This is a genomic window from Frateuria sp. Soil773, from assembly GCF_001428405.1.
Taxonomy (GTDB): domain Bacteria; phylum Pseudomonadota; class Gammaproteobacteria; order Xanthomonadales; family Rhodanobacteraceae; genus LMSL01.
Genome location: NZ_LMSL01000004.1, coordinates 106,257 through 121,675, shown reverse-complemented (window position 1 = coordinate 121,675; position 15,419 = coordinate 106,257). Strand labels below are relative to the sequence as shown.

The 15,419-nt window shown below is 58.7% G+C and carries 13 protein-coding genes; 6 read left to right on the top strand and 7 right to left on the bottom strand.

Annotated features, from left to right (window positions below):
* Window positions 1-114 precede the first annotated feature (114 nt).
* From ASG87_RS03315 to ASG87_RS19795, 3 genes are all read left to right on the top strand, one after another.
* Complete coding sequence (locus ASG87_RS03315) at window positions 115-1,509, top strand: hypothetical protein (RefSeq protein ID WP_157510863.1); 1,395 nt, start codon at window positions 115-117, stop codon at window positions 1,507-1,509.
* Between the two features lie 184 nt (window positions 1,510-1,693).
* A complete protein-coding gene (locus ASG87_RS03310) occupies window positions 1,694-3,577 on the top strand; it encodes a hypothetical protein (protein ID WP_056000767.1) in 1,884 nt (627 codons plus the stop codon).
* A gap of 10 nt (window positions 3,578-3,587) precedes the next feature.
* Window positions 3,588-3,992 (top strand): hypothetical protein, encoded by a 405-nt coding sequence (locus ASG87_RS19795; RefSeq protein ID WP_157510862.1) that lies wholly within the window; start codon window positions 3,588-3,590, stop codon window positions 3,990-3,992.
* A 51-nt stretch (window positions 3,993-4,043) separates the two neighbouring features.
* On the opposite strand, the gene ASG87_RS03305 is transcribed toward ASG87_RS19795, so the two are convergent.
* Window positions 4,044-7,259 (bottom strand): type I restriction endonuclease subunit R, encoded by a 3,216-nt coding sequence (locus ASG87_RS03305; RefSeq protein WP_056000764.1) that lies wholly within the window; start codon window positions 7,257-7,259, stop codon window positions 4,044-4,046.
* A 224-nt stretch (window positions 7,260-7,483) separates the two neighbouring features.
* On the opposite strand from ASG87_RS03305, the gene ASG87_RS03300 reads away from it, so the two are divergent.
* The 3 genes from ASG87_RS03300 to ASG87_RS03290 all read left to right on the top strand — a co-directional run bounded on the left by ASG87_RS03300 (window position 7,484) and on the right by ASG87_RS03290 (window position 10,614).
* Window positions 7,484-8,599 (top strand): XRE family transcriptional regulator, encoded by a 1,116-nt coding sequence (locus ASG87_RS03300; protein ID WP_056000761.1) that lies wholly within the window; start codon window positions 7,484-7,486, stop codon window positions 8,597-8,599.
* A 14-nt stretch (window positions 8,600-8,613) separates the two neighbouring features.
* Window positions 8,614-9,117 (top strand): hypothetical protein, encoded by a 504-nt coding sequence (locus ASG87_RS03295; protein ID WP_056000758.1) that lies wholly within the window; start codon window positions 8,614-8,616, stop codon window positions 9,115-9,117.
* A gap of 651 nt (window positions 9,118-9,768) precedes the next feature.
* Window positions 9,769-10,614 carry a hypothetical protein gene (locus ASG87_RS03290; RefSeq protein ID WP_056000811.1) on the top strand — a complete coding sequence of 282 codons (846 nt, stop codon included), beginning with the start codon at window positions 9,769-9,771 and terminating at the stop codon, window positions 10,612-10,614.
* Here the strand turns inward: ASG87_RS03290 and ASG87_RS19110 are convergent.
* The 6 genes from ASG87_RS19110 to ASG87_RS03265 all read right to left on the bottom strand — a co-directional run bounded on the left by ASG87_RS19110 (window position 10,555) and on the right by ASG87_RS03265 (window position 15,357).
* Complete coding sequence (locus tag ASG87_RS19110; RefSeq protein ID WP_162258308.1) at window positions 10,555-11,106, bottom strand: nitroreductase family protein; 552 nt, start codon at window positions 11,104-11,106, stop codon at window positions 10,555-10,557. The two genes, ASG87_RS03290 and ASG87_RS19110, sit on opposite strands and share 60 nt — an antisense overlap.
* A gap of 100 nt (window positions 11,107-11,206) precedes the next feature.
* Window positions 11,207-11,812, bottom strand: a complete 606-nt coding sequence (locus ASG87_RS03280; RefSeq protein ID WP_056000752.1) for a 7-cyano-7-deazaguanine synthase — start codon at window positions 11,810-11,812, stop codon at window positions 11,207-11,209.
* A complete protein-coding gene (locus ASG87_RS03275) occupies window positions 11,809-13,020 on the bottom strand; it encodes a PfkB family carbohydrate kinase (protein WP_056000808.1) in 1,212 nt (403 codons plus the stop codon). The genes ASG87_RS03280 and ASG87_RS03275 overlap by 4 nt, the downstream gene beginning before the upstream one ends.
* A gap of 28 nt (window positions 13,021-13,048) precedes the next feature.
* Window positions 13,049-13,375, bottom strand: coding sequence for a hypothetical protein (locus ASG87_RS19790; protein ID WP_157510861.1), 327 nt, complete (start codon window positions 13,373-13,375; stop codon window positions 13,049-13,051).
* Window positions 13,376-13,468: 93 nt separating this feature from the next.
* Window positions 13,469-14,752, bottom strand: a complete 1,284-nt coding sequence (locus tag ASG87_RS03270) for a nucleotidyltransferase (protein ID WP_056000749.1) — start codon at window positions 14,750-14,752, stop codon at window positions 13,469-13,471.
* Window positions 14,749-15,357, bottom strand: coding sequence for an SLATT domain-containing protein (locus ASG87_RS03265; protein ID WP_056000746.1), 609 nt, complete (start codon window positions 15,355-15,357; stop codon window positions 14,749-14,751). Before ASG87_RS03265 ends, ASG87_RS03270 begins: the two co-directional genes overlap by 4 nt.
* Window positions 15,358-15,419: the final 62 nt, after the last annotated feature.

Genomic DNA, 15,419 nt, shown 5'->3' with positions numbered 1-15,419 from the left:
CGCGAACACTGCGAGCGGCAAACTTCTCCTTTTGAGTGCGCTACTTGACGGGGAAGGCTACGCTACCACTACAACCTGGATACGCGTAACCACTATCTTGGCGCGCTGCGGAAGGTGATCCGCCACCTGAAGACGCACGACAGATCATCGCTGCCGGACGATTGCGAAGTCCCAAGCAACCCCTGGCCCGGAGCCTCAAACGGAAGCAAAGCAGCGAAGGTCAGGAACCAACAAGACGATACTGCTTTCTTCCGCTATTGCCGCGACCTGGCCGCGACGCAAATGGAGGAAGTCGAGGCGGTTTGGGGATCCGCAGAAAAAGCTCTACGGCTCAATCCTCGAATTGCGGAGAATCGCCTGCCGAGTCGAGCGCGAACTGTAGGTATGGCCTTCCTACGCGTTGCGCACCTGTCAGGTGGTTACCTCCCGGAACGCAAGGTTCTCAAAAAGCAGGCCGGCGAGTTGTTCGATCTAACGGAAGAGTTCGGCTACAAGAGGATCGCGCGTGCGCTGTCACCTCTTGCAGGCGATCTCACAAAGTTCGTCTTTCTGGTCGGCTTCGGGACGCTTCTAAACACCCAGCCGTTGCTCGATTTAGAGATACCCGACTTGGAATTCAAGTCTGTGATGGGAACCGGCAGGTTACTCATCAAGGGAATGAAGTATCGTGCCGGCAAGATCCAGCGGTCGAGCTTTTCCGGGTCGAACGAGCCTGATAGTCCCTACCGCTTGATCGCTTTCGTGATTCGATGGACGAAGCGGTTGCGGGATTTTTGCCCAAAAAACCTCAAGAACCACCTTTGGCTGTATGTGCCGCGAAATAAAAAGGGGGCGAGCGGCGTCGAAACGCTTCATCAGATGGGTCGCGGTAAGTCGATCCAATTCCACTCGCATCTCCTCGGCTTCTGCAAGGCAGGAGGTTTCAGGTGGCGAGGTTTGCGCTCGATCCGAGAGAGTGGCGCGGAACTCGCCGACCAACTCTACGATGGCGACATACGCCAGCTCGGCGCGTTACTCCAACACAGCGGAGTTTCCGTCACCGATAGGCACTATCGATACGGCGCTGCTAAGCAACGTCAAACCGAACAACTTGTGGCTGGCATGATGCAGCGCGAGCGCTGGGTGTTCAGCGATGGAAGGATTGACCCACGCAACGCGCCTGTGAGTGATGAGCTGGCGGCCGCAACACCAGGATTCCGCTGCTTGGATCCACTTGATAGCCCGATGCGAGGCGAGCGCAAAGGATCGTTGTGCGGCGCGTATGGGCAGTGTCCGGTGTGTCCGCTCGGGTTGATCGACGTCCGCAGCCCGTATGCACTCGCGCGCCTCTTGCAGCTCAAGGCGCTGCATCAGACCTCCCGCGAGGACCTCGGCGAACAGGCCTGGGGTCTTCGGTGGCACGAAAGCTACGAGCGCTTAGTCAAATTCTGGTTGCCGCAGTTTACCGACGAGGCCGTGCTAGTCGAAGCGGAACGGTTGCTCATTCCACCTTTGCCGCCACTGGACTAATGCGATGCAAGTTCCCGCAATCGGTACACCGAAATCTAACCCTGCTCGTGTACTCGCGACGCTGCGAGTCAGTGACCTAAGCACGTTCATGGACAACATTTGGCGAGTACCGCATGGCGTCGCCGGGCAGCGAGATCGTCACGGGACGATCAGCTGGGATATTTCGCTTCCGGACGGATCGTCCTTGACCGATGAGGAAAACAGCAGCTTGCTCACGGAGTTCAAGGGCTTGGTTTGGACGATGCTCCACGACCCGCGTGAAGGGAAGGCGATCGCGGCTGGCTCGCTGAACAGTTTGGAGCAGGGTATTGCCAGTGTTTGTTCGTGGATGATCGTTGAAGGAGTGCCTTCCATCGAAGAAATCGACTCCGCAAAGAGTTGGGATTACGTCCAGTATTACGTCGACAATCATGAGCAAGTTGATCCGACGAAGAAGAAGACGAGGCCGCGTGTCGTATCCAACGCAAGCGCGTGGACGCGTCTCACCATCCTGGTGTACGTGTACCGACAGCGCCAGGCCCTTCGGCTGCTTGGAGTTGTTCCACCATGTGAGGCACCTTATGACGGTCGTGCGGTAGACGACGTGGTACGCAATGAACTTGACCTTCAGCGCCGGGGCAAGCTTGATCCGATCCCTGACGAGGTCGCAATCCCGGTCTTCGGCTCGGCAATAAGGTTTCTCGGCGTGCCGGCCGATGACGTTATGGAGTTGCAGGATTGTTGCTTGCACGCGTTTGATAACGCCCCTGGGAAAGGGGATGGTCCTTGGTGCCACATCGAAAAGTATCGCGCAGCACTCGATGTGATGGACAACTTTGCGTTCTCGAAGATTGACGGGGAGGTCGATCCCTGGCGAGCAACGCTCGAAGCGACGCCGCGGACTCTACGTGACGGGCGCGAGACGATACTCGAAGGGAACCAGCTCCTTCGCCGCCTGGTCATCACCGTCCAGTCGGCGGCAATCGTATGCATCCAGGGATTCACGGGTATGCGTGCGCACGAGATGTGTGGACTGGAAGCCGGATCCGATGAGGGCCAACCACTGCCAGACTGCATCGAATCGGAGATCTCATCTGATCGATTGATGGAGATCTTCTATTGCCGGAGCGTCGAAGCGAAGCAGAGCAAGACCCGAACCCGATGGGTGATCGGCGCGAGAAGTGTGGGGAGCGTCTACCTCCCGCCGCCCGTCCGGGCGTTCCAGGTTTTGTGGAAGCTGTACATGCCGTGGCGGCGGTTGCGAGGGACGACAAAACTGTTGGTTACGTTTAGTGCCGCGAAGGGTCTTCCCCGGAAGCCATCATCTGTTGGTCGCATGACGGTTGTAGCGCTGACCGAGCTGCAGAAGGACTTCGTGCGGGAGCACTGTGACCTCTCGGGCGCGTCGGAAGCGAGCCGGGTGGAATTCCTAGAGCAGCACCGTCTGCGTGGTCACCGCTGGCGCACCACCTTTGCGCTTTTTTTGTTCCGGGTGAATTCGGGATTGCTGCCAGCGATATCCCGCCATTTCCACCATCTCAGCATGGCCATGACGGAACGCGGTTACATTGGCAACGATGTGGATCTCATCGATACGCTCGATAGCGTGCGGGTGATGGAGAGCGCTCGATTCATGCTCGAATTCGCAGAAGGCCGCAGGGCGGCGGTTGGAAGCGTCGCGAGACATGTCCAACGCTTCCGCGACGAGCTAAGCGAGCAAAAAGTCGAGGGGAACCTGGCAGCAATGGAAGCGTTCGTGATCGAGAACGACCTGCGAATCTTCCTTTTGCCGTACGGACACTGCTTTCTGCCTCTGCAGCCGGAGGCGTCACGATGTCACGAACTTGGCAACAGAAGTCACTGGTCACGGCGCGGCCCGAATGTGGCGTTTCGGTCACCATCGGTCTGCGCGGGCTGCAAGCTCTTCATCGCTGACAACCGGCATCTTGAGGTTTGGCAGGAGCGCGAGTTGGCGTACGCAAGGGCACTGGACGGCCTTCAGAACGATCCAGCCATGCGAGTAGTCAAACGGCGCCACGATCAGGCGAAAACGATGGTCGCGATTCTGACGAGGAAGGCGGCAGAGTGAGGTTCGACCAATGAAATCCGACAAAGCTGTTGAAGCGGAACTTGAAGCGGCACTACAGCGCGTGCTCTCAGGCACGCCGAATTCACCACGTCTTGTGGAACTCGCAGAAAGGGGAAAGCTTCGCCTCTCGTATGCGGTAGTTGCCGAAGAGGCAGGGCATAGCCGCACCTTGATTGCTTTCGATGGGTGTCATTATCAGAAATTCCGGAATCGGGTTAAGGCACTCCTGGAGAATGGGCCTCGCGCGACAGACCTTAGGCGCGCGCTCGAAGCCGCAAGGGAGCATATTCGGGAGCTTCAGGCACAAATCGTCACCAAAGACAGCATCCAGGCCAGCTTGTTGCTTGAGCTTGACGCACGTACCCCTACGCCGACTAGCACGGTAGGAAAGGTGACACGCATGCGGCGGCGATGACTTGGTGGCTATTTGTCAGAGGTCGAATAGGAGCGTAGACAGGCCCCGCTTTCAGCCTGACTGCGCCGCGCCTGCCCAAGCGCCCGTCAAAGTCTCAGCTTGCCGCAATACGATCTCCACCGCCTCATCCTGCCTGTCCGGTGGGTACTTGTAGCGACGCAGCAAGGTTTTCACCATCACCCGCAGCTTGGCGCGCACTGAGTCACGCACCGCCCAATCCACCGTGACGGAGTTGCGCAGCTTCTGGGTCAGCTCGACGGCGATCTTGCGCAGCGTTTCGTCGCCAAGTTCGCGCACGGCGGATTCGTTGTTCGCCAGCGCATCGTAGAAGGCGACTTCATCGCGATTGAGTCCCAGTGCGTCCCCATGTTCGGAAGACTGCTGGAATTTCTTTGCCATCGCGATCAGTTCTTCGATCACCTGGGCCGTTTCGATCGCACGGTTGCGATAGCGCGTCAGCGATGCCTGCAGAAGCTCCGAGAATTTCGCACTTTGAACGACGTTGGTCTTGAAGCGTGATTTGATCTCGCCCTTCAGTAGCCGTTCCAGCAGTTCCACCGCGAGGTTGCGCTCCTTCATGTGGCGCACATCCTGCAAGAACTCCTCCGACAGTACACCGATGTCCGGACGTTTCAGGCCGGCGGCTGCAAAGATGTCGATGACCTGGTCGGACACCACAGCGCGCGAGATGATCTGGCGCAGGGCATGTTCTTTCTGTTCGTCGCTGAGCTTCTTGTCAGTGGTTGCATGCTTGGTGATCGCTGACTTGATCGCCTGCAGAAACGCCAGTTCGTCGCGATAGGTCAGCGCCGCATCCAGCGTGCAGCACAGCGCAAACGCCTTGGTGGCTGCCAGCACCTGGTCGGCGAAACGCTGCTTGCCATCATCCAGTCCCAGCACATGGTTCGCCGCGCCCGGCAAAAGCGCCCAGGCCTGCGTGCGGAAGTTCACGTAGTCGTAGCCGTGCAGCATGCCGCGCAGCAGCTCCATTCGCTCTACCAGCACATCCAGCGCTTCTTCGGCCTTGATCGTTGGTCGGCCCTTGCCCTTGGCCTGAGTGTAGTCGGCCAGTGCCTGCTTCAATTCGTTGGCAATGCCGATGTAGTCCACCACCAGGCCGCCGGGCTTGTCCTTGAATACACGATTGACCCGTGCGATAGCCTGCATCAGGTTGTGCCCGCGCATCGGCTTGTCGATGTACATGGTGTGCAGGCAGGGCGCATCGAAGCCGGTCAGCCACATGTCGCGCACGATCACCAGCTTGAACGGATCGGCGGCGTTCTTGTAGCGATGTTCCAACCGTTTGCGTGTTTCCTTCTGGTACACATGCGGCTTGAGCATCGGCTTGTCGGCGGCCGAGCCGGTCATCACGATCTTAATCACGCCCTTTTCGGGATCGGCGTCGTGCCATTCGGGGCGCAACGCCACGATAGCGTCGTACAGATGCACGCAAATCTCGCGGCTCATCGCCACGATCATCGCCTTGCCGTCCATCGCCGCCAGGCGGTTCTCGAAATGCTCGACGATGTCGCTGGCCACCTTATGGATGCGTGGCGCAGCACCCACCACCTTCTCCAGTGCTGCCCAACGGCGGATGCGCGCCACATGTGAGGGATCATCTGCTGCGCCTTCGCTCAGCTCGTCGACCTCTTCGTCAAGCGCTTCGATGTCACCGTCACTTAGTTCCAGCTTCGCCAGCCGTGACTCGTAGTAGATCGGCACCGTGGCGCCGTCCTTTACCGCCTGCTCGATGTCGTACACGTGCACGTAGTCGCCAAACACGGCGCGGGTGTCGCGATCGGTCAGCGATACCGGCGTACCGGTGAACGCGACAAAGGTGGCGTTCGGCAGTGCATCACGCAGGTGCTGGGCATAGCCGTAACGCACGCCGCTCGCATAACTGGCGGATGTCTCGTAGGACACCAGCGCTGCCGTCGCCACCGAGCCGGCCGCATCAGCCGCCATCTTCACGGGCCGGGTCTTGCCGGGATCCCCGGTCAGCTTCGCCTCGAAGCCGTATTGGGTGCGATGCGCTTCGTCGCAGATGACCACGATGTTCTGCCGTTCGGATAGCACCGGAAAGACATCCTCGTCCTCGCCCGGCGTGAACTTCTGGATCGTAGTGAAGATGATCCCACCGGAAGGGCGGTTGCCCAGCAGCTCGCGCAAGCGTGGCCGCGTATCGGCTTGCGTCGGTGTTTCGCGCAACAGGTCGACGGCGCCGGCAAAGACACCAAACAGCTGGTTGTCCAAGTCATTGCGATCGGTCACCACCACGATGGTCGGGTTGCCCATCGCCGGGTGCTGCATCAACGCGCCAGCGAGGCAGGTCATCTCGATGCTCTTGCCTGCGCCCTGCGTATGCCACACCACGCCGCCCCTGCGCGAACCACCAGGCTTCGATGCCGTCAGCACGCTTTCCACCACCGCGCGCACTGCGTGGAACTGGTGATATCCGGCTACTTTCTTGACCAGCACGCCATCGTCCTCGAACAGGACATAGTTGCGCAGGTAGTCCAACAGCAACACGTGATCGAACGCACCATGCACCAGCGTTTCCAGCTCGCGCATCTCGCCCAACGGGTCGGTCTGCACGCCATCGATCGTGCGCCACGCCATGTAGCGTTCACGGTCGGCGGTGAGCGAACCCATCCGTGCGCGGATGCCGTCGGAAATCACCACTAGCGCGTTGTAGGTGAACAGGTCGGGGATGTCTTCCCGATACGCCTGCACCTGGTTGAACGCCGACCAGATATCCGCGTTCTCGTCGCCCGGATTCTTCAACTCAAGCAGCACGATCGGCAGGCCGTTGAGGAACAGCAGCAAATCCGGTCGCCGCGTGCGCTTCGGCCCCTGTATCGAAAACTGGTTGACCGCCAGCCAGTCGTTGCCGCGCACATCGTCGAAATCAACCAGCCGCACAAGGTCGCCACGCGTCTCGTTGCCTTGCTGGAACTGCACCGGCACGCCTTCGGTCAGCCAGCGGTGCAGCTGGCGGTTCGCCTGCAACGCGCTTGGGATGTCGGGATTCATCACCATCCGCAGCGCCTCGTCCTGCGCCGTGGCGGGAATCTGCGGGTTCAGCCGGCGGATCGCGTCGCGCAGCCGGTGCTCGAGCACCACTTGCCGATAACTGTCCCGCTCGCTGCCTGGCGTGTGCGCATCCGGCGGTGAGATGTCCGGGCCGTGCGCTACCGCCCAGCCCAGACCGGCCAGCCACTGCAACGCAGCCTGTTCCAGGTGGTCCTCCAGCAGGATCGGTGTCATCGCTTCCCCTGTGACCCGATGGGCCGAAGCATGTCCGTGGTGATGATGCGCGGCTCAGTCGAGCTGAAGCATGCAAAAAAAAGCGATTCCAGACTTTAGCCAAATGGGACAGCAATGAGGGGCGAATGTGAGCGCCGAATCGCTACAGACATCTGCTGGCACTTGCAAAAATTCTTGCATTTAGCACTTTTGCAAGATAAAATTCTGCAACTGGAGGTGCCGCTATGGACCAAGCAACGATCCGCCGCCGCCTGCAAGCATTGCGCGAGCGCCGAGAGGTCAATCAGACCGACCTGGCCCAAGCCCTGGGCTTCAATGACCGCCAAACCTTGTCCGACATCGAGTTGGGCAAGCGTCAGGTTGCGCCAGTGGATCTGGTACGCGCTGCCGAGTTTTTCGATGTCGACCCTGGCTATTTCACCGACCCCTTCGAGCTCGCCGGCGAAGCCAGCTTCTCCTGGCGTCAGGCCGCCAGAGCAGATGACCTCGGTGCTTTCGAGCAGCGTGCCGGCGGCTGGATCGCCACCTATCGGCACCTGAGCCGACTCAAGGGCGAGTCGGTGAATTCCCTGCTGCCCCAGATTGGCCTTAACCCGAAGAGCTCGTTCGAGGAGGCTGCCGACGAGGGTGACGCCGTTTCGCGATCACTCGGCCTGGGTGACGTACCGGCGGCGAACCTGGCGTCCGTACTGGAGCAGAAGCTCGATACGCTGATCCTGCATGTCGATACGGTAGTTGGTGTGTCCGGTGCGGCGTGTCAGCTGGGGCCACTCAACACGATTCTCATCAACCGTCGCGAATCGTCCGGGCGCCGTGCGTTCGACATGGGCCACGAGCTTTTCCACCTCATCACGTGGCGCGAGATGGCACCGGCGCACATCGAGGAGGAGGGCAATCTCTCCCGGGAACAAAGGCGCATCGAGAAACTGGCGGACAACTTCTCCGGTGGTCTGTTGATGCCGCGACACGCCGTGGTCAGCCTGATCGACAAGGCCGCCTTGCCTTCGAATGATGCCGCGGCCCAAGCCCGCTGGATCCGCGACGCTGCTGCCCAGCTTGGTGTCAGTGGCCCCGCGATGAAATGGCGTCTTGTTGTGCTGGGGTTGTTGAAGAACGCCGCCGCGCAACGCATCGACGACGGCCTGCTGCGCATGGATGCGGCCGCAAACGATGCCGCCCTGCCGCCCCGCTTCAGTTGCCGCTTCGTGGCAACGTTGGGTTGGGGCATTGAGCAGGGTCATCTATCGGTACGCCGTGCGGCAGATGTAGTCGGCACCAACCTGGATGACCTGGCCGTCCTGTTTACCGAGCACGGCCTGAAAACGCCGTTCGATTTGTAAGCGGTCGGCACGGAATGGATTTCCAACCGCAACAGGTCGTGCTGGTCGACACCAACGTCATTCTCGAAGCGCATCAGACCGGCTGTTGGATACCGCTGGCGAAATACTTCGCGTTGCATACCGTGGCCAAGGTGGTCGAGGAAACCCAGACCGGCTACCAGAACCGCGACCCCGAGCACTGGATCGACGAGGCCGTGCTACGCGGGCAACTGACCCATGTCGAATCGATCACCGAAATACAGCGGGTGACATTCAATATGGCGCACGGTCATCCCACCCTCGATGCTGGCGAGCGCGATCTGTTGATCTACGCGGGAACCCTGGCCGCGCCAGCCTGGCTGCTCAACAGCCCGGACATGGCCGCCGTGCGTTTTGCCCATCGCTGCGGCTGGATCGATCGGCTGGTTTCCCTTGGTGCGATGAGTGCGCACCTGAAGGCAAGGCTGAGCCGTGATTTGCGCGACAACTACACGGAGCGGTGGTTGTCGCGCAAGCGGACGGAGCTGTTGCTTGGTTGAGCAGCGCCACCGCTCGCACTAAGCGGCGAATGCAAAAAAGCGAAGTCCAAGAACTAAGAGCATGTTACGAACTTTGATGCGCTGCATCCTTTCGTGACACTACCTCTTCCGCTTGCGTTGTGTTGGATTTCCTAGCAGCGGCATCAGACTTTTGAGAATTCCGGTCACGCACGCCGTTGCTTGTGGGCCACCAGCGATGACCTGATGTAGCAGCCCAGAGAGTTCAGTCGAGCCTGAAAGGGCTTCTTCTGCCGTTTTTAAATCAGCATATATGCATAACTTTCGCATCGCATCGGTTGGTCGCTTGCGCCGTCCGTTAAGGACGCGACTAATCTGCGGTTGTGGCACGCCAGTGGCGTCTTCTACGTCCTTCTGAGTATGTCCTTCAACGTCCATGCGTGCCCGTAACGCAGCTGGGAGCTGTGCCATCCAGGGGTGAATGGGGGCTTTCTTATTAGGCATATAGGCATACTTTATGGCATGCTTCGCTCGTAAGAAAGTTGCGGGCAAGCACATGCGCCCACCCTTCAGCCGTAATCACCGGTCGTTAGCGTTCCGGATGGTTGAATGGCGGTTAGGAGTGCTTGCGGCGCAGCGGTCCTTTACCCGTGGTTTGTCTCGCGGGTTCTGATTCTCGGATTGGAGGAGCCCATGCAGCGCGCTTACGTGATGCTGGAATCGATGGCGGTTAGTGTCGATTTGCCGCCACCCGAAACAGAGGTCATGCCGGGTGTTCAATGGGGATACGTCGAAGCATTCCCTTCTCCGGCGTACTGGGCCTACCAAGTCATCGCGCGACGCATTGAGGCGCGTTCGATCAACTACCGACTGGGACGGACTTTGCGCGAAGAAGTCGGTGCCTGTCTGTTGGGTGGCCACGGCATCCCGGCTCGCATCGGACTCCGGGCTTTCGAGCATTTGAAGGCCAAGGGCGCGTTTGAAAGGCCTAACCAGGATGAAGCAACCTTGCGCGACTGGTTGTCGGAGCCGATCGAAGTCGATGGCAAGCAGATCCGTTATCGTTTTGCGGCGCAAAAGGCACGTTATCTTGCCGCAGCGTTCGAGCGACTGATGGTCGAACCCTCGCCGCAGAACTCTGGGCGGGAATTGCGGGATTGGCTACTTGGTATACCGGGAATCGGGTTCAAGACTGCCTCTTGGATTGCCCGCAACTGGCTCAATGCCGATGATGTGGCGATCTTGGACATTCACATCTTGCGCGCCGGCGCCCTTGCGAAGTTCCTCGATGCTGGACTGACGGTTGAGCGCCATTACCTCGAGTTGGAACAGCAGTTCCTTGCTTTTAGCAAGGCCTTGGGCGTGCGCTCGTCGGAACTAGATGCGGTGATTTGGTGGGAAATGATGGCGTCCCCGCGCACCGTCGCGACAGTGCTGGAGTCATTGCCCGAGGGTAAGTTCAAGCAAAAGCATGCGACATCAAGGTTTCGCCCCAAGGATCGCGACGCCGACTCCCTGCAGCTTGCCCTGATCGGATAGCTGGGCGACCCACGGGTTGCCCGTGATGCCAAGCAGGCAGTAGTTCAATCCCAAGGCCGCGGCGACCAGGGCGAGGCTGCCTTGCAGAACCCCCGCATCGCGCCAGATTAGACTTTCTGGGTTCTCATACTTGGCGGCAGTTTTTCCCGGCTCGGCCACGAACAAGATCAAGTGGCCACCGCCCCGTGGCACCACCTGCTCGCTGCAGTCGACCAATGGCTGAAAAAGGCTGTCGTCCTTCGCGAGAAGGTCCAAACTGTGGTTCTGCGGGTTGTAACGCGCCCAGCTCTCTTCATCTGTGAGCTGGATGACCAAATGGATGGGATGAATAGCGCCCGCCGAGGGTGTTGGTCGATGTTCGATCTGGAATCCGAGTGGAGATCGGGCCGCTTCTTTGGTCCGAGCGGTATGCCACAGCAAAGCACCTAGCAGTGCTTCAGGAACAGGCGCAAATGTTCGGTGGCTATGTCGGGTGTCAAGCGTGGTAGCCATGGCAGCTAACGCTCCGCCATCGGAAACGGCAAGTGAGCGACGCCCCTTAACCTCCCACTCGATAGGGCTGTAGAGGCCGGGCGCAGAACGTGGTATCGGGTCAGTCCCCAGTGGCCACATCAGTATCCAGCTCCTGCAGAGTCTCGAAATGCTTATTGCAGCCACGACAGTTGCAGCAAGGTACATCAGCCTTGTGGCAGCTGTGAGCCCACGCGAGCATGGACCGTGGAATGTCCGACTGGCGAATCAGATCCACCGTTCGCAGGCCAATCGCTGGTGCTTCAACGACGATGCCGCCTTCTTGGTGAGAAAGCAGGCGATTGATGTTTTCAAAGAACTCGGGAGTGCCATCCTTGTGGATGCCGTCCGATGCGACGGTCCCCAACCAGAGCCGCTGAACACCGGTGGCCACTGCCTTCATTGCCACCAGGGTCACCAACAACTGGTTGCGATACGGCCACCAGTCACTGGCCGGCGCGTTCGGGTCGGCTGCGGTACCCGCCATGTCACCGGAACCCAACGCCTTGGCGTCGAAACGGAGCACCGTGTGCGGGATGTCCAAGGCACTGCAGATAGCAGCTGAAGCACTGATCTCGGCAGTGGCGGCGAGCTGACCGTAGTCGACCGTGAATGCCAACTCGGGGCGCTTCCACCACGCGAGAGCGATGGAATCCATACCGCCGGAAAGTAGCAGCGCCGTCTTCATAGAGATGCGGCGACCCACACGGTCTTGTAGATCGCGCTGACGAAGTCCCTGCACATGAAGCCCCCCGAGCCGATCATCATCTTGCGGTTCTCGGTCGTCTCGTTCTCGGCATAAACGATCACTGGCTTTCCTTCGCGGTGGGCGAAGCCGACCTCGAAGACGGTACCAGCATCGGTGCCGTCCATGATGGCCAGCAACAAGTCGCAATCGTGAATGCCCATAATGTCCTTGGGCACGACGTCCGCGGCATCGCCCGGGCCGACATCATGGTAGGGAGAAAAGACCTCCAATCCCATGTCAAGCAAACTGCGGCGGGCCTGATCGACCACCCACAACTCACCAAGCGTGAAGAACGGCCCGGCAAGGTAAACCTTGCGTCGAACTCCCTTCTTGTAATTGTCCGACACAAAAATAGGGTCGGGTTTATAGCCATCAAGTTCGGAGGCAGTAGGAAAACCGAGATGTTGGCAGTAGAACGCTGTCGCGCGGGATGCCCGATCTGCAGCTGCTACGGGGTCTCGCTGCTCTTCCATCCACGCATAGGCGAAGTTCGCGGCAAACTGGTCGCCAGAACCGATCTTCCAAACATTGGTAGTTTCGTAGGCCGGGACTTGAGTGATCTTGCCGTCATGCCATACAAGTGCGCCTTGTGGGCCGCATTTGATGATCACGACTTCGGCATTCTCCTGTTGGGCCAGTCGCTGGGCAGCCTGATCCAATGAGAGGTTATCAGCCACTCCGAGCAGCGCACGTGCCTCGTATCTGTTCAGCACCAACGCCAGGTGACTGGCGGTAGACCCGTTCTGGTGGAAGGACTCTGGTCCATCGACATTCTGCGGATCGAATACGGCGTAATCCGCATGGATGACGGCCGTGCCTTCCATCATGCCGTAACGAAGGACGTGGTCACTCTTGACCTGCAATGGAGGCAGTTGCCTCGTGGGGCGCCCGAATTTGGGTCGAGCCAGTCCATGCTCATAGTAAAAGCTGACACCCTCAGTCGTTTCGGTGTCGTAGACGTCGAATCCTTCCGCAACCTTCCTATCGTCCAAGACCACTTTCGCTTGGGAGGTCATATAACTGTGCAAAGCAACCTTGCCGGCCAATTTAGCGATCGCGCTTGCGGCACGTCCCGCAGAGCCATAGAACTCGTCCCAATTGGGCCGTAAGCATCGCTCCCGATACACACCACCAACGATCGTCAGCATCTCAAACTCCCCTGTAGTGATGCCGCTGCTAGACCGGTTTAATGCGAACCCGAACTTGGCCATCGGACTTGGAAATCACTGTGGCGACGTACTTGGTTCCCGCATGAATGCATTCTCGCAGACGATTGGTCTGGGCGTGCGTGATGCCACCAGCCCTTTGGCCCTGGTAGGTCAGGGTGACTACGCTGGTTGCACCCAGTTGCTCGAGTTCGACCTGTAGAACATCGTTGATCGACAAGTTCTTGATGACGGCTTCCTTCGGAGAGGAAATTGCCGTTTCGATAATGAGACGCTCGCAAGCAATTGGCACCTCGTCGCTCGCTCCGCCTCCGAAACCACCACCTGATCCGGACATCACGCACCTCCGCTGTTGATTGCTCTGGTTTGATCGGCGAGGTACGCCCGATTAGTCGGGCGTAGCCACCTCGTCACTAGCCGGCGCAGGCTTTTAGATCGGCACCCCGATTCTGTCTCTGGCAACCACCACGCCATCTTGAACTGCGTACACCTCGACGTAGTGCTCACCAGGAAAAGATGCGGTCTCGGTTCGCTCCCGCTTGCCTTGATCCGGAGTGATCTCTCCTCTCAGCTGATCGCGTCGAATGGCCTCGGCTCCTCGATTGCGCACCTTCCAGAAAAGGGAATAGTTACCGGGTACGTCGCAATTGACAACATGAAAGCGCAAGTGGCGACCGACCGGCACGCGTTGCCTTGACCGTAGCATTTTTTGTAGCGCATCGCGAAGGACATTGGCCTCTTTGGTTTCACAATCCAGCTCAATGTCGTAGCGGATGTCGACTGGGTAGAGATCCTCTATGAACTGCTCACCGTCCCTATCATCGGCCGCAGCTGCTTCCGCCATCGCAGTGACTTTCGGGAAATGCCGGCCGAAAATTTTCCGCCACAACTTCGCTTGCGCCGCATCACCCACAGCGTCGATGGCCTCCTGGCATCGTTTGGCCGCCTTCTTTGCTTTTGCCTGGAACTTCGACTTGCACCTGACACGCTGGCCGCTCCCTGGTGCGATCCAGTATTCCTGCTCCGGCAGCGCGCCAAGATAGGTGAAGAGACCCAGGAACAAGTCTGGATACGTGCTGTAGGTGGCTTCGTTGAACTTGTTCGACTGCGAAAAGAAGTTGTAGGCAAACGTGTCGATCAGCAGTCCGCCAATTCCAACGCCGGCTTTGTTCTTCCACGCGCGCAGCATCTTGCTGACATCTTTCAGGTTACCGTTTGTAACCTTGTTGAGATCGTTGACTGCTTTTATTTCGGGACGAGGCTTGGTGACTTTCCACGAGCCGCCATTGTTCGTGTCACCGTGGATGTAGTTGCCATCTGCGTTGAGAAACGCCGGCAGGACTTCGATGTGGTAGCGATCGAAAAAGACCCCGACTATCTGGCCGTCCGCCTTGATAGTTGTATTTGGGTAGCGCTTTTTGAGCGATTCGCGTACTTCACGAAGCATGCTGGATGGCCCATTGCCCTCAAGCTTCTTGTAACGCTCCAGCTCGGCTGCAGGCAGTTCGAAAGCCATGTCGAGGTCGCTGACGCCATCGATGGCTGTGTGGCGGCCGTAAGACCCGATTTGAAGGCTATTTCGCTGATCCGAATCAATACCCCAGAAGTCGGCATTGAGCCGTGTGGTGATGCTGCAGTACTTCTGGGAGATGTCGGCGGCGTTGCTAACCGACAGCGCCAAGCGAAAATCTTTGAAGAGGCTGGCGATGCTCATTTTGCAACTCCATTTGCGAAGCAAATATGGGCGTGTGTCAAGCCAAGGGCCGCCACGACGATGACCATGAGCACCGTGACGGATAGTGACAGTGGAATCTTGTCTCGCCAAAACTTGAAGTGAAGTTGCTCGTCCAGCCAGTCGATCTGAGCCTGCCAGAAAAACTTGTAATGCGCGTACCAGTCGCTGAGGAAGATCTGCTTGCTTATCCCGATGCACTGCGACTCGGCCAGGGCTTCGCGGTACTTGGCTTCAAGGTCAGCCAGATTGTCTCCGTCGTGACGACCTTTAACTTCGTAGTAAAGCCCACGAAGTTCGGTAAACAATGTGGTCAGGCGGCTACCCACGCTTTCATAGCGGGCGCGCTGATCCTGATACGAATTGAAGTAGAAGGCAGCAATACCAATCAGGAGCAACGCCGCCGCAAGAATATGGTTTTCCAGCGCTGGAATGACGAGCGCGAAAACGCCGAATCCTAAGGTAATCAAACTGATCCACCCTGGTGCCTTTTCGACAATGTCGTAGGTTGCCAAGTGTTTTTTGGCGGCGTACCCGATGTTATAGCCGGTCTGCGCCAGCTCCTTCAGAAAGTATGACCGCTCCATGCTTCCCCCCGATGTTGGGTAATTAAGCGACGCGCTTCATGTACAGCACATAGGGATGGACC

Coding starts and splice junctions, on each gene's coding strand:
- ASG87_RS03270 (WP_056000749.1), bottom strand. CDS start 14,752: ATGAGCATCGCCAGCCTCTTCAAAGATTTTCGCTTGGCGCTGTCGGTT.
- ASG87_RS03305 (WP_056000764.1), bottom strand. CDS start 7,259: ATGACACCGATCCTGCTGGAGGACCACCTGGAACAGGCTGCGTTGCAG.
- ASG87_RS03295 (WP_056000758.1), top strand. CDS start 8,614: ATGGATTTCCAACCGCAACAGGTCGTGCTGGTCGACACCAACGTCATT.
- ASG87_RS19795 (WP_157510862.1), top strand. CDS start 3,588: ATGAAATCCGACAAAGCTGTTGAAGCGGAACTTGAAGCGGCACTACAG.
- ASG87_RS19790 (WP_157510861.1), bottom strand. CDS start 13,375: ATGTCCGGATCAGGTGGTGGTTTCGGAGGCGGAGCGAGCGACGAGGTG.
- ASG87_RS03265 (WP_056000746.1), bottom strand. CDS start 15,357: ATGGAGCGGTCATACTTTCTGAAGGAGCTGGCGCAGACCGGCTATAAC.
- ASG87_RS03275 (WP_056000808.1), bottom strand. CDS start 13,020: ATGCTGACGATCGTTGGTGGTGTGTATCGGGAGCGATGCTTACGGCCC.
- ASG87_RS19110 (WP_162258308.1), bottom strand. CDS start 11,106: ATGGCTACCACGCTTGACACCCGACATAGCCACCGAACATTTGCGCCT.
- ASG87_RS03290 (WP_056000811.1), top strand. CDS start 9,769: ATGCAGCGCGCTTACGTGATGCTGGAATCGATGGCGGTTAGTGTCGAT.
- ASG87_RS03300 (WP_056000761.1), top strand. CDS start 7,484: ATGGACCAAGCAACGATCCGCCGCCGCCTGCAAGCATTGCGCGAGCGC.
- ASG87_RS03280 (WP_056000752.1), bottom strand. CDS start 11,812: ATGAAGACGGCGCTGCTACTTTCCGGCGGTATGGATTCCATCGCTCTC.